General features: G+C 33.6%; 10 protein-coding genes and 1 tRNA gene. 1 reads left to right on the forward strand and 10 read right to left on the reverse strand.

What is annotated here, in order from left to right:
• Window positions 1-20 precede the first annotated feature (20 nt).
• The 10 genes from AZF04_RS02905 to AZF04_RS02955 all read right to left on the reverse strand — a co-directional run bounded on the left by AZF04_RS02905 (window position 21) and on the right by AZF04_RS02955 (window position 11,944).
• Window positions 21-1,535, reverse strand: coding sequence for a glycoside hydrolase family 28 protein (locus tag AZF04_RS02905; protein ID WP_061947462.1), 1,515 nt, complete (start codon window positions 1,533-1,535; stop codon window positions 21-23).
• Between the two features lie 87 nt (window positions 1,536-1,622).
• Window positions 1,623-2,495, reverse strand: coding sequence for a carbohydrate ABC transporter permease (locus tag AZF04_RS02910; RefSeq protein WP_061947463.1), 873 nt, complete (start codon window positions 2,493-2,495; stop codon window positions 1,623-1,625).
• Between the two features lie 25 nt (window positions 2,496-2,520).
• Entirely contained in the window at window positions 2,521-3,444 is a 924-nt protein-coding gene (locus tag AZF04_RS02915) for an ABC transporter permease (RefSeq protein WP_321175614.1), read from the reverse strand.
• Between the two features lie 836 nt (window positions 3,445-4,280).
• The gene (locus AZF04_RS02920) at window positions 4,281-5,819 is read right to left on the reverse strand and encodes an extracellular solute-binding protein (protein ID WP_061947465.1); all 1,539 of its coding nucleotides are present in this window, start codon (window positions 5,817-5,819) and stop codon (window positions 4,281-4,283) included.
• 382 nt (window positions 5,820-6,201) lie between these two features.
• Window positions 6,202-8,508 carry a helix-turn-helix domain-containing protein gene (locus AZF04_RS02925; RefSeq protein WP_061947466.1) on the reverse strand — a complete coding sequence of 769 codons (2,307 nt, stop codon included), beginning with the start codon at window positions 8,506-8,508 and terminating at the stop codon, window positions 6,202-6,204.
• A gap of 1,380 nt (window positions 8,509-9,888) precedes the next feature.
• Window positions 9,889-10,251 (reverse strand): tyrosine-type recombinase/integrase, encoded by a 363-nt coding sequence (locus AZF04_RS02940; RefSeq protein WP_061947469.1) that lies wholly within the window; start codon window positions 10,249-10,251, stop codon window positions 9,889-9,891.
• Complete coding sequence (locus tag AZF04_RS21365) at window positions 10,202-10,432, reverse strand: hypothetical protein (RefSeq protein ID WP_169802498.1); 231 nt, start codon at window positions 10,430-10,432, stop codon at window positions 10,202-10,204. The genes AZF04_RS02940 and AZF04_RS21365 overlap by 50 nt, the downstream gene beginning before the upstream one ends.
• A gap of 329 nt (window positions 10,433-10,761) precedes the next feature.
• Window positions 10,762-11,283 carry a tyrosine-type recombinase/integrase gene (locus tag AZF04_RS02945; protein WP_061947470.1) on the reverse strand — a complete coding sequence of 174 codons (522 nt, stop codon included), beginning with the start codon at window positions 11,281-11,283 and terminating at the stop codon, window positions 10,762-10,764.
• Window positions 11,284-11,406: 123 nt separating this feature from the next.
• Window positions 11,407-11,478: transfer RNA gene (locus tag AZF04_RS02950), tRNA-Arg, on the reverse strand.
• A gap of 106 nt (window positions 11,479-11,584) precedes the next feature.
• Window positions 11,585-11,944: a hypothetical protein gene (locus tag AZF04_RS02955; protein WP_045479847.1), complete on the reverse strand. Its 360-nt coding sequence runs from the start codon at window positions 11,942-11,944 to the stop codon at window positions 11,585-11,587.
• A 268-nt stretch (window positions 11,945-12,212) separates the two neighbouring features.
• On the opposite strand from AZF04_RS02955, the gene AZF04_RS02960 reads away from it, so the two are divergent.
• Entirely contained in the window at window positions 12,213-13,577 is a 1,365-nt protein-coding gene (locus AZF04_RS02960) for an IS1182 family transposase (RefSeq protein ID WP_061947471.1), read from the forward strand.
• Window positions 13,578-13,654: the final 77 nt, after the last annotated feature.

Below are 13,654 nucleotides of genomic sequence, written 5' to 3' on the forward strand. Positions count from 1 at the left end.
CCTTCCTTTTTTATCATTATTTACCTCGTCATCAATGGTCTGTTACTTTTAATATAGCTCTCCTTTGAATGTTGATACTCGGCACCTTCCACATAGGCATCACTCACATCTTCTAAAATAATAACCGGTGTTTCATTAAATTTACTTTGACTAGTGACATCCAATAACCTAACATCTGCAGAAGATTCAATCGTTAGAGCAGGACCTTGCCTTGTTTTAATATTTACGTGATGTAATGTTAATCCTTCTATATATTTCCCATACATTCCTGCTCCTGCCATGATTAACTCCTCTTTAACCATATCAGGCTCGCCTCCCACTTCATTAGGATCCTCTGTCATTTCTATAAAAACATGGTCTAAATGAACATTCTTGATTGGCTCTTCAGGAAGCCCATATAAGAAGGCAGCCGCTGCTCTCCCGCCTGTAGCTTGAATATGAGATATTTGGATATTTTCAATTAAAGGTGTTTTTTCGGACTTATCGATTTTTAACTCTGAGAGCATTGACGGATCTGAAGGGTCTACACCATACCGATAAAAAGAATTAATCGTAAATGGACAAAGTACATTTTCCATTATAATATTTTGAACAGATATATTTTTAATATATCCCCCTCTTGCTCGATTTGTTTTTAATCGGATTCCTCTATCTGTACCTATAAACACACAATTAGAAACCGTTACATTTTTGATTCCACCAGAATTTTCACTTCCAAATACAACACCACCATGACCATGAAGCATTGTACAATTTGTTACCACAACATTTTCTGTAGGCTTTCCGATTCTTCGTCCATCTTCATTAATTCCAGACTTTAAGCATAAGCAATCATCACCTACATCAAAATGACAATCAGATACCCTTACATTTTTCGAAGAATCAATATCTAATCCATCACCATTTGGTGTATCAGCTGGATTCTTAAACAATACTCCCTTTATTTGAACATCATCACAATAAACTAAATGAGTATTCCAAAATGGTGAATTTTGTAAAGTAATTCCTTCTATTTTAACTCGTTTACAATCAAACAATTGTAATAATGGCGGGCGTAAAAATTGGGAATCCCATTCTAATATATTCGTTTTGTTTGGAAAAACTTTAATTTGATTTAATTCCATTAATTCTGCTGTTCTTTCTGTAGCAGGTGCTTGATTAGATTTTATTGCAGGTATTTGCTCCCACCATCTCCTGCCTTGTCCATCAACAATTCCTTCCCCCTTTATTGTTACGTTATGTAATTGATAACCGTAAATTAATGGTGAGAATCCATAACATTCATATCCCGACCACCTTGTTTTAACAGCAGGATAATCATCAAATTGATCCTTAAATATTAATTTTGCCCCCGCTTCCAAAATAATGGTTAAGTGACTTACTAATTGAATTCTACCTGTTAAATATTCCCCCGCTGGGATTATAACCGTTCCTCCGCCGTTGCGTTGACAATGTGCTATTGCCTGGGCAATAGCTTCTGTATTATCAAATTCTCCTCCCGCTTTAGCTCCAAAATCTACAATTGAAATCGTCATAACACTTCTCCTTTTTCTTTCAATTTTGAAAAGAAAATCCACCAGAATTTCTGATGGATGATGATCTTTCTATGCTCTTACCTGAAATTATCCTTTTACAGAGCCAATAAGAGCTCCTTTTGTAAAATATTTTTGCAAAAACGGATAAACTAAAAGTACTGGTACAGTTGCAACTACAATTGTAGCCATTTTCACTGTGATTTCAGGTGGAGGAACATCTGTATACGCTGAACCATCATAATTTAGCCCACTAGCTAATACAACAATTTGTCTTAATAAAATCTGGACAGGCCATTTGGAAGCATCACTTAAATATAAAATCGCATGCATATAAGTGTTCCAATACGTTACGGCATAGAATAAAGAAATCGTTGCAATAGCGGGCATCGAACACGGAATAACAATTCTGAATAATATCCCAAAATCATTACAACCATCTATTCTTGCAGATTCCTCAAGACCTTCAGGTAAGTTCATAAAGAAGCTTCTTAGTATAATCATGTTAAATGCATTAATAGATACGGGAATAATTAAAGCCCAAAGTGAATTTAATAATCCTGTTTGTTGAACGATTAAAAATGTTGGAATCATCCCACCACTAAATAGCATCGTGAAAACAATAAAGAAATTAATGTATCTACGTCCAACTAAATCTCTTTTTGAAAGCCCGTAAGCTGTTAAAGTGGATAAAAGCATACTCCAAATCGTTCCACCAACCGTAACAATTACAGATATACCTAATGACCGTAACATCGTGTCCGTAGAGAAAATATAACGATATGCATCTAAGCTAAAGGTTGTTGGAAACAATAAGAATCTTTTTTCTGCAATTTCAGCACCTGTCGCGAACGATGCACCAATTACGTGTAGAAAAGGAATAAAGGTAATAGCCGCAAAAATCGCTAATAAAGTTGTGTTTACAATGGTAAATACTCTTGAACCTATTGATTTGTCATTCATTTAAAATCCTCCTAAGCTCGTTGATTTAATAAACCCCTTCTTCTCCGAATTTCTTCGCTAATCGATTGGCTAAAACGACAAGTATTAAACCAACAAAACCTTTGAAGAATCCTACAGCTGTACTGTAACTAAACTGCCCTTGCCTTAAACCAGCTGTATACACATACGTATCAAATATTTCACCAACACTTCGATTGGAAGCATTCAATAATAAGTAAACATGTTCAAATCCTAATTCCAAAACATCCCCAATTTTTAGAATAAGAAGAATAATAATAACGCTTCTTATAGCTGGCAATGTAATGTGCCACATTTGTCTAAAACGATTGGCTCCATCCATTTTAGCCGCTTCATATAATTGAGGATCTACCGCTGCGATTGCAGCCAAGAAGATAATGGTTCCCCAACCTGCTTCTCTCCAGATGACCTGTAAAATGTACATTGGCCGGAACCAGTCTTCATTCATTAAAAAGTTAATTTTCTGAAAACCAAATGATTCTAACATTCCATTAATAAGACCATTATCCAAAGTTAAAATAACATAAGAGATAGAAACAATGACGACCCATGACATAAAATGGGGGATGTAAATAATCGATTGAACACTTCTCTTAAAAAGTTGACTACGAACTTCATTTAACATTAAAGATAAAATAATAGGAATAGGGAAGAAAACCAATATTTGTAAAGCGAATAATATTAATGTATTTCGAAAAATCATCCAAAACTCAGGACTATTAAATAGTCTCTGAAAATGCTCTAAACCTACCCATTCACTACCTGTAATACCGAGATAGGGCTTATAATCCTGAAATGAAATGATTAATCCATACATCGGAATATATTTATAGATAAAGAAATAGAGAATACCAGGTAAAATCATTAAATAAAGAAGTTTATTCTTTTTTATTCTTCTCCAAAGATCTTCCCTTTTTTGTGCCTTCGTCATGACGGCGCTTTCATTTGTCGCTGTTCTTGTTTCCATTCTTGCAACACTTCCTTTCTAAGAACCTATTATCATTAAAATGAATAAGTAATGGCCAAACGCTAAAAATGATATTTTTGTGAATATTTCATATTTGAATCATAATCAAAAAGACAAATAACATCTATAATCACTACCTTATAAACAGCTCAAAACTCTTGATATTATAAGGTTTTTATCACCATCTAACCTTTTGATTATCATGTCTATCCTATTGATAAATACAACTAAGGAGAAATTTCTATTTTATCCTACCTTCCTCACTCTTTTATCACTATAAGGATTTTTAGATCAAAATGGTGTTATAATCCAAATCCATATTATCTTTAAAAGCTGCTAAACTTTAATAATAGTCTTTTTTTTATATGTGAATCAATTTCATCATTCATAGCTTATAATGAAAACCGAACGATGAAGTGTGTGATTTTCACTTTAGGTAGATGCATTCCCAAGGGCTTGTCTTCAGCTAACTCTGACTCCGCAGAGTGGATCTTCAAACGGCGCTCATCCTTAGGGAGTCAATACCTACCGTTTCAATCAACGAGTAAATTCAAAAACAGTCAAGACGTTTTTATAATGAATGGTCGGTTTTATTTACTTATAAAGCAATTATGAAATTCACTCAAGTTAATGAAATTTCCATAAAAATCCTCGGCTTTTACTCATAAGTTAAGATTGATAGAAATGAAATCTAATCGCCTGTCCAACTTTTAATGTGCTTAAAACCTTTTAAAAAAGAGTCCGATTGAATCATCGGACTCTTTTTACTTTATGAGATTTATTTCTATGCCGTCTTTTTCTTATTGTAGAGCTTTGTAAGACTCGTTATATTCGTCGATTACCGCTTGACCACCTGAATTTTTCCAGTTGTCAATCGCAGCATCGAATCCAGCTTCATCAATTTGCCCTAAAATATATTTGTATGTTGCATCATCCATAATTTGCTTTAACGATTCTGAAGAACGGATAAACGTATCAGAATCTAAAGGAACCGTTGGATCATGAATTAGATAATTTTCATTATCCTTAACTAGTTCATCTGCTTTTGACTTCACTTCATAATTACTCTTAGCCTCGTAACGCCCACTTGTATCTGGCTCACCAACTTCTAATGAAAGAAATGGTCTAATTTCAGTATCAATTTTATTACGGTTTTCTTCATTGGCTAATGCCATTCCATCTTCAACCGTATAGTGCTCTCCTTCAATACCCCAAATAAGCATATTTGCTACTTCAGTTGTCATTAAGTGATCATAGAACTGTAAAACACTTCTTAATTCATCCTCTGTTTCAATTGAAGATTTAGGGAATAATACAACACTACCAAAACCTGGAATAGCCCAAATTCCATATTCACCATCTGGTCCTTGAATTTGATTCGCTACATCGAACTCAATATCAGGATTTAAATCACTAGCATCATTATAAATACTCTGAACATCTGGTAATGAACCAATATAAATACCAGCTGTACCATTTTTAAACATCGCTTGCTGATCATCTTTACTTGTTACTGGGAAATCTTGATTCATATAGTTATTGCTGTGCATATCTTTCATAAAGTCCATAGCTTCCTTATATTCAGGAAACATAAATTCTGGTTGAAGCTCATCACCTTCGAAGCCCCATTCGTTTGGAGTTCCAAACCATGATGCTATCGTTTTGAATGCTCCATAAACCAAATCACTACGGTCCGTTAATCCCATAGTATCGTTATTTCCATTTCCATCTGGATCATCTTCTGTAAAAGCTCTTGCCATTTCAAATATATCATCGGTTGTTTTTGGCTCACCAAGTCCAAGATTATCTGCCCAATCTTTACGATAGATAACCCCTTGTCTTGATAGTGGACGACCTTGATACAATGAATAAATCTTTCCATCTACCATCGTATTCTCTAGGATTTCTGGCTTAAGCTTACTTAAATTTTCAAATTCATCTAAGTATGGACCAATTTCCCAAAATTGATCATCTCGGATAGCTTCTTTAAATTGTGTAAACATATTAAAGCCCATTCCTACAGCTTGTGGAAGTGTACCTGTTGCGAAAGCTGTATTTAGACGCTCTTCATAATTTGAATCCGGTACCCATTGAATTTCTAATTCCGTATTAGTTGCCTCTTCTAATAGGTCATGTAATCGATCATTAGGAATTTCTGGAGTATGCAATGTCGCCATAATCGATAGCGCAAATGGCTCATCACTTTCTGACCCGTTTCCGTTTCCTTCTCCACCTGTACCCGTTGGTTCAGAATCAGTTTGCTCATTATTACCACATGCTGCTAATACGATGACCAAAAATAAAATAGCAAGCTTCCATATCCATTTTGAAGAATTCATGAATTCATCTACCCCCAAATTTTTCATAATGTAGTTTTGTAAACGCTTTTACAAAAGATGATAATAAATGCGCTTCTTTTATAATAATTAAAAAAGCGCTTTCATTTTCAACCTTAAATAGAAAACTCATCACCAACCTTTCATTTCTGCTTCCTTAGGTTAATCAAGATGACTCCTATCCAATATAATTCAGAAAATTCCGGTTTGCCTATAATCAATTTTTCATAATCCCCTAAAAAATGCTTGTTATATCCGTATTTTTCAATCAAAAATAAGATAATGATTATCTTTTTTATAGTTTGAAAAAAATGGATAAAATGAATAAAGCGCCTTTTTTCAAAAAGACGCTTAAATTCTATTCAAGACAACCTTATAAATTTAGCTAAGACACTTTTTTATATTTTTGCCTGTACTGTCCTGGAGTCATTTCTTCATGTTTTTTAAAGGAACGAATAAAGTTTTGTGAATTTTTGTACTGAAGTTTATCTGCAATTTCTTTCACCGTCATATCCGTTTCAATTAACCACTTTTTGGCAAGCTTAAATCGGTGCATCGTTAAGTATTCACTAAACGTATAATTCGTTTCTTGTTTAAATACACTACTTAAATAATTGGCATTATAATGGAGCTTAGCTGCACATTCTTCTAGAGTGATTTCCTTATCATAATTTTTATGGATTAAATCAATGATTTGTTCAGATAAATTTTGAAATTGTGACTCTCTTCTATCTTTGAACACATTAACTAATGGTGCTATTAATCGCTCTTTAAACCAGCTCTTTATTTCATCCTGTGTTTGTAAACTTAGTAACTCCTCGTATAAGGATTCGTGATAAACCTCTATTTGCTGAAAGCTAATTCCTTCTTCTTGTTTGACCATCAATAAATTATTTAACAATCTCATCATTGATATTTGATATTCCCTTGGTGATTGCGTATTTTTAAATACCTTAGAAAGCCATAAATCAAAAAGCTCGACACTTCGATCTAAATCAGCTATTTTGATCGCAACTAATAACTCAGCTTGTGTACGTTGCGGATAGTCAAAAACAATAGAATGCTTTCCGGAATTGATACTACTAAAAGGAATAATGACGCATTTACCTAATTTTATTCGATGCTTTAATGCCTCTAAACCTTCTTTATAGGCACGATTTGATTTTTTCAATTCTTCAAAAGGAAGACTAATTCCAATACTAACGGAGATATTTAACGTTCTTTCAAGGTTTTTTTGAATTTGATCCGTTAATTCATGTACCTGTGAAATAATTTTCTTTTGTTCATTTGTTGTATGCCCGATAACAATGACAAGGGTTTGATCAAACCATATAGAAGGCAAACAGTACTCTTCTCCAATGGTTTCTTCTGTTACATTTTTTACAGCAAACGATATCGTCTCAAACTCCGTCTCATCAAGTAAATCCTCATCTAGCATCGTATCAATTTGAAGAGTTAAAATGGTTTTTTTCCGCCAACTATTTACTTGTTCAGAAAGTTGAAAATATTCTAATCTGCTTTTTATTTCTTTTTGAGTAATAAACCCTTTTATCAAACGAAGCATAAATAGAGTTTGAATTTGCTGTTTGTGTCCTTTTAATTCATGCTTTAAATTTGAATTAGATGAGAAAAGTTGATGTATTTGCTCACCTATTAATTGAAGGTCGCTCATCTTATGATCAAATTGATTAGGTAGTCTATACTCTATTTCCTTCATAATCCGACCAATTGGTGAGTAAATTCGATTAGTCATTAACCAAATAATAATCAGACATACTAAAATAATAATCGTTGTCACCAAAGCAGTCATCCATCCAATTGATTTAGATTCCTGTGTTAGCTTTTCAATTGAATTGATAGACATATACGTCCAATTATTAAAATCCGAAGTAATATACGTAACAGAATGCTCTTCGCCTTCTAATAAAAGATCATATTGTCCTCTTCGTTCTGGAAATGCAAGCTCTCCTTCAATGGATCCTATCGATGATAGCGGTTGCCCAATTAAAGAATCATCTCTATGAACCATAATTCTTTCTTGCTCATCCACAATCAAAATTTCATCACTAAGAGAATTAATATTTATCATTTTGGCTAAGCTGCAAGCGGGAATATTAGCAAAAGCCATACCATACTTTTCACTAAATTTGGTTGGTAATTTATGAACCAAACTAATGGTGTGACTGCATCCCTTATTCGTGACGGTAGGGTTAAAATCACTATTATCCATTAACACCCATGATGAGTTATGCTCTTGATCCATATAGGATAAATAAGTTTGACTATCTGGGTGTTCGTCAAGTCTAGTTAATCGAGTATTCGATAATAACCAATTCTCTTTTAAATTAATCACAATAAATTCATTAACCATTGTTTCATAGGTTTGAAGCTGACTAAGCTCCTGTTTAAGGTTTCTATGAATAATAAAATCTTCTCCATGCAAAGGACTATTAATAGCCGTATCCATTATATTAGAATCAACGGTATGGTTAAACATAAAATAAACCGTTTTAAGGACTTGCTCTACATTAAGATTAATTTGTTCAATCATCTGTACTTTTTCTTGATTTACTTTTTCCTGTATTTGTTTACTTGCCTGCGAATTAGAAAAAATTCCAAGAAACAAAACGGGAATAATACTAATGAGACAGCCAAACAAAATCAATTTAGTTAACAAGCTCTTACTTCTCAAGCTATCCCCCCCTAAGACATTTCACCTATTTATATTTTGGGTTGCCTTCTCTTATAAAAATTTTAAATGAGTTCATTTTACGATTGTAAGGGTTTTCATTAAAAGAGATTAAAAAAGCAATAATAGACTAAGAATCGACACACCTATTATAGCACAGCTTCAGCAATCGCTCTCGAAATTTTTTATATTTTTGAAAGAATATCGTTGTTTTTTTATACTGAAATATAATAAAACAATGATACTCTCTACATTTTTCGCTTTTCGACTTTAGTAGTAAAATACCTTTCTTTAACTATATAACAGAATTTTTAATTTCATATCACATAAATGAATTTGGTTTAGTGTAGATACAAAAAAACCTTTCTCCTAAGGAAAAAGGTTTAAAAACGAAAACGCACCTAGTAGGACTCGAACCTACAACGCAAGAACCGGAATCGCTATTCGAAAATGTTCCGATGCCAAATCCGAACTTTGAGCGGTAGTCTTAGCGATAAACGAAACGTCTCATATGAATTTAAATTGATTATATCGCAAGAACTACGCGAGAACAAGCTTTTTAATTTATTACTAACCTTTTTAAATTCTATTGAATCAATACTTTTTATCTAGTAAAATATACTTATTATGAGAAAAATAACATTTATTTGTATAATTATCGCTTCTATTCTTTGGATATTATTAAGTTTCCTATTACCTATTGATGTACAAAAAACTATATTTTTAATATTGATAAATATGTTCGTTATAACCTTACTTTTAATAATTGTAAAAGTATTAAATGACCCTTTTATTAAATCACTATCTCGCTTATTACATTTAATAAATATAATTTTATTTTGCTGGATATTCATTATATTAATTGAACAAGCCTTCGGAACAGCATTTGCAATGTTTTGTTTAATATTTCTATTTTTTTTAGTAATCATATACTCTATTTGTTTGAGTCTATATTACTTAAAAAATATTATTGTAATTACTGCTGAAATTACTGAAACTTTAACTAAAAATAATTTTAAAATTAAATTTGACAAAGCAAGTATTCATATAATCATTATAACTACTTTTAGCATATTCATACTTTTAACTCCTGAGTTACTTTTTTCAATGATTATCTTAATTTTTGCTCCCCTAGTTACTAATATAGAAATAAGTGAAGGATTTAAAGGGCTGTTTGAGATATTTCATACCCTTACTCATCTTAGATTTAACTTAACCCCACCATTAGAAGATATCAACAAACTGTTTTTGAATAATACAAACTTAAATATTACTTTAATTGTATATTTCTATTATACAAAAGTAATAGAAATAATATTTTTAGGATTTCTTTTAACTGGATTAAGTAAAAACATAGATTTTATATTCAGAAGGAATACTTAATTATCGAATCGGCAGCCTATTAATCGGCGTATACTGCTCTACGTTCTTCGCGATCCCTTTCGTGGTTAAATGCGTATACCTCTGTATCATTCGTAAGTCTTGGTGCCCGAGTATCATCTGCAAGTGGCGCATATCCCCGCCATTTTTGAGGAACATAGTCGCGGCGGTATGTCGAAATAAATGCGGATATACACTTTTCGTAATTCCCGCCTTTTTTGCGTAAAGTTTTAATTGCTTGCGAAAATGAGCCGGCTCCAACGGCTTACCGTAATCCGTAACAAAAATGTGGTCCGTGTAAAAATCCGAATTATGCTTAATTAGCTCCTTTATTAAATCGACCGTCCGCTTTTGTATCGGAATCATTCGCGGAAATCCATTCTTTTAACCTATTTGCCATTTTAAAGAACCCACTTCCGGGTCTTGATAAATCTTTTCTAATAACCATTACTGATAGGAAAAATCCATTTTCACTATATGATTCACACGATATATCATCTAATAAGTCGTGGAGTTCTTTACTTCGATGAGAAAGATTAACTTTCATTCCGATTTCTTGATAAGATATTACTTTATTTTCTTTGCTAGATTATATAGAATACCTTTAATAGTCTCCTTTTTCATACAATATTCCCCCCCTTCAAACAAACAAAAATAAATTATACAATTTATATCGGCTTAATTTTTAAATTTTTATTAAACAAACCATTGACAAGAACACTTGTTCGTATTATATTTAACTTATCCACAAAAGCGCATGACAAATAAACCGCATTAACTCCGGTTTTTAAAAATTGTGGATAATATTTCGGAAATTCAGACGAGGCCGCCAAACCTCGCCCACAAACCGTCGCCAATCCCAGTAATTTGCCACAATTACTGTCCGGTAGCATTTCCTAACAAAAACTTAATTAGTATATAATCGCGTAGACCCGTAAAAGTAGTTAAATCTGGTTGCTTTAACAGTTCATTAATTTGCCTTGATGTGAAAGTATTTATCTCTGGCTCTTTTGTTTTTATTTGCTTCCACTTCTTTGCTGGGTTTTCTTTAATAAACCCGGACTCCTCACAATAAAACATTAATGCTCTAATAGCTCTTACTTTTGCATTTATACCGCCAATACTATTTCCACGCTCTACCCTTAGATACTCAATAAATGAGTCTAATAATTCTAAACTAATTTCTGAAATCCCTATAATTTGATCGCATTCTTTTACTTTAAACCGTCTGAAAATATTTAATTCTCTTCGATAGTATTCAATCGTACTTTCACGAGTACCGGTGCGGATTCGGTCAGAATAAAAATCCTCTACCGCATCATCATATCCAATAAATTTGACGCCATTTTTCCTTTTAAATGAACGTAGTATGTCCACGTCTAATCTGTTTTTACGCATAAAAAATACGCCTCCCTTCGAATTAGAAAGAGAGACGTTACGATACCACAAGACTTTGACCGCTTAGTCTTGCGCTAAACGTTCGTAATTATCGGTCAAAACCGCTAGGTTTAAAAACGAAAACGCGCCTAGTAGGACTCGAACCTACAACGCAAGAACCGGAATCTTGAATGATATCCCTTTCACCATAGGCGCTCAATATAGACAACATCTATAAATCTAATATAGTTGTAATATAAAGTCAAGCTTTCATATAAAGCCATTTCCCAACTCTTTATAGCGGTTAGGAAATGACTCCTTTTTACTTCTCAGCTGGTGTTCCTTCTTCTAGCATTTGATTAAAGCGCTCATTTATATCGTCTTCTGTATATCCTGCTTTTACTAATCGTACAGAAAGGTTTTGCGCCCATAATTGAAGTCTACTCGCAATTTTAGCGTATTTTTTTGCTTCACTACCTTTTTTCTCTTTTGAACGACCTTCCGCATTGGACATGACATTTTCTACAATAAATAAACTCTTCCATACTGAATCTTCATCAAACTGCTCATGTGATTCTACTAGCTCATCTAAAAGTTTTTTATAATAGTCATTAAATTCTTGAAAAGAAATTTCTTCTTCCATATTTAGGTATACTTGAATTTGCTCATATAGATTTTGCATCCTGACACTCCTTTTTTAAATATCCTTGCTCATTATATCACTTATTACTTATGATAAAAAGAACAAGCTTCTTCGTAAAAGACAAAACAAAAGCCTCTTACTTTTTAAATCGTAAGAGGCAAAACTAGAAACATCTTTATTTGAATGAATTTCATAATTTGAACCCTTAGTTTCGTAAGGCTTTCAAGACACGAAAAAAGGAGTACCTCCCCAAAAGTCGAATTAGTAAGTTACCACACAAAACTAACGACTGGAGGAAGACTCCCTTATGCCTATTATACGACAAGGAAGCCTATTTGACCTGCAAGATTTATACGAATTAGAACCTACCCATCGTTTTGAATCGGTGTTTTCGACGATTGAGATGGATCCAATCCTTGCGATCGTATCGAAAAAAGCCCTTTATGGTGCGCCTGTGCAGCTGAACTACGCAGCGATGATTTACTCACTTACAGCTAGAATTCTTGAACGAATTCCTACGATTAAAGATCTTATTAAACGTTTAAAGAATGACTACATGTTCCGTTTAGATTGTGGATTCCTTCTTTCTGATGCGATTCCATCTGAAGCATCTTATTCAAGAATGCTCACAAAATTAGAAGAATCAGATGTTTTAGAACGTGTTCAAGAAACGCAGATTCTTCAAGCCATCATCGAAGGATTTGTCACGGACGACACCATTGCCATCGATGCGACTCATATTGAAGCTCGTGATCAAGCGCCAGCGAAAGTAGAAAAAGCGAAACCAGGACCCAAAAAACGTGGGCGTAAATCAAAAGAAGAACAAGAGAAATGGGTTCAAGAACAGGCTGAACGCGAAGCAGCTCTATCAGTTTTTGAGAAACCCATTGAAGCTCAGCTTGATACGCCTTTAAATGACTTACGATCGTCCGTTCCAACTGACCCTAAATGGGGCATCAAGAAAAATAGCGAAGGAAAGAATGCTTATTGGTATGGATATAAAGGACACCTAGCCGTTGGAACCAAGAGTCAGTATATTCTACAATCCTTATTTTCATCTGGGAATCTTAATGACGGAAAAGCAGCAATTCCTTTATTAAAAGGCATTCATGAACGTCTTTCTACCCTTCCGATCTCTAAATGTACACTGGATGCAGGTTACGATTATCCGGCCATTTATGAACAAATCTATCGGATTGGTGCCCAGTCCATTATTGCTTATAACAAGAAGAATGAACCAGAACCAGTAGGCTTTGATAAGTATTTTGCCCCTACCTGTGTTCGTGAACATTCCTATCTGTATGACAGTTATGACGCGACTTATGAGACTTTAAAATATACACGTCCCAAAGAGTGTAAAGACTGTCCACTAGCAGAAGATACACTATGTCAGAAAGTCTATAAAGTGAAAATCACGACAGATTTACGTCGTTATACAGCACCAGCGCGTGGTTCAAAAGCTTGGAAAAATCTTTACAAGCAAAGAATTGCCGTCGAACGCGTCATCGCTTATCTCAAAGAGTTCTTCCAATTAAATAATGTTCGTTACCGTACAGGAAAACGAGCAAAAGTACATTTTGATTTGACACAATTAGTTTATAACGGTGCAAAGCTCGCGTGTGATCGCATAGCTAAAGTACTCTCCGAAAAGGAGATGACCCAGGCAGCTTAAATTCATTTTCAAAAATCAATAAAATGAAAATTGGATTCTTGCGTGATTCATGAGATAGGCTTTATGAAATTGATTCA

Source organism: Alkalihalobacillus trypoxylicola, from assembly GCF_001590785.1.
In the GTDB taxonomy this organism is placed as follows: Bacteria; Bacillota; Bacilli; order Bacillales; family Bacillaceae_D; genus Alkalihalobacillus; species Alkalihalobacillus trypoxylicola.

Coding starts and splice junctions, on each gene's coding strand:
- AZF04_RS02905 (WP_061947462.1), bottom strand. CDS start 1,535: ATGACGATTTCAATTGTAGATTTTGGAGCTAAAGCGGGAGGAGAATTT.
- AZF04_RS02910 (WP_061947463.1), bottom strand. CDS start 2,495: ATGAATGACAAATCAATAGGTTCAAGAGTATTTACCATTGTAAACACA.
- AZF04_RS02915 (WP_321175614.1), bottom strand. CDS start 3,444: ATGACGAAGGCACAAAAAAGGGAAGATCTTTGGAGAAGAATAAAAAAG.
- AZF04_RS02920 (WP_061947465.1), bottom strand. CDS start 5,819: ATGAATTCTTCAAAATGGATATGGAAGCTTGCTATTTTATTTTTGGTC.
- AZF04_RS02940 (WP_061947469.1), bottom strand. CDS start 10,251: ATGATTCCGATACAAAAGCGGACGGTCGATTTAATAAAGGAGCTAATT.
- AZF04_RS21365 (WP_169802498.1), bottom strand. CDS start 10,432: ATGAAAGTTAATCTTTCTCATCGAAGTAAAGAACTCCACGACTTATTA.
- AZF04_RS02945 (WP_061947470.1), bottom strand. CDS start 11,283: ATGCGTAAAAACAGATTAGACGTGGACATACTACGTTCATTTAAAAGG.
- AZF04_RS02955 (WP_045479847.1), bottom strand. CDS start 11,944: ATGCAAAATCTATATGAGCAAATTCAAGTATACCTAAATATGGAAGAA.
- AZF04_RS02960 (WP_061947471.1), top strand. CDS start 12,213: ATGCCTATTATACGACAAGGAAGCCTATTTGACCTGCAAGATTTATAC.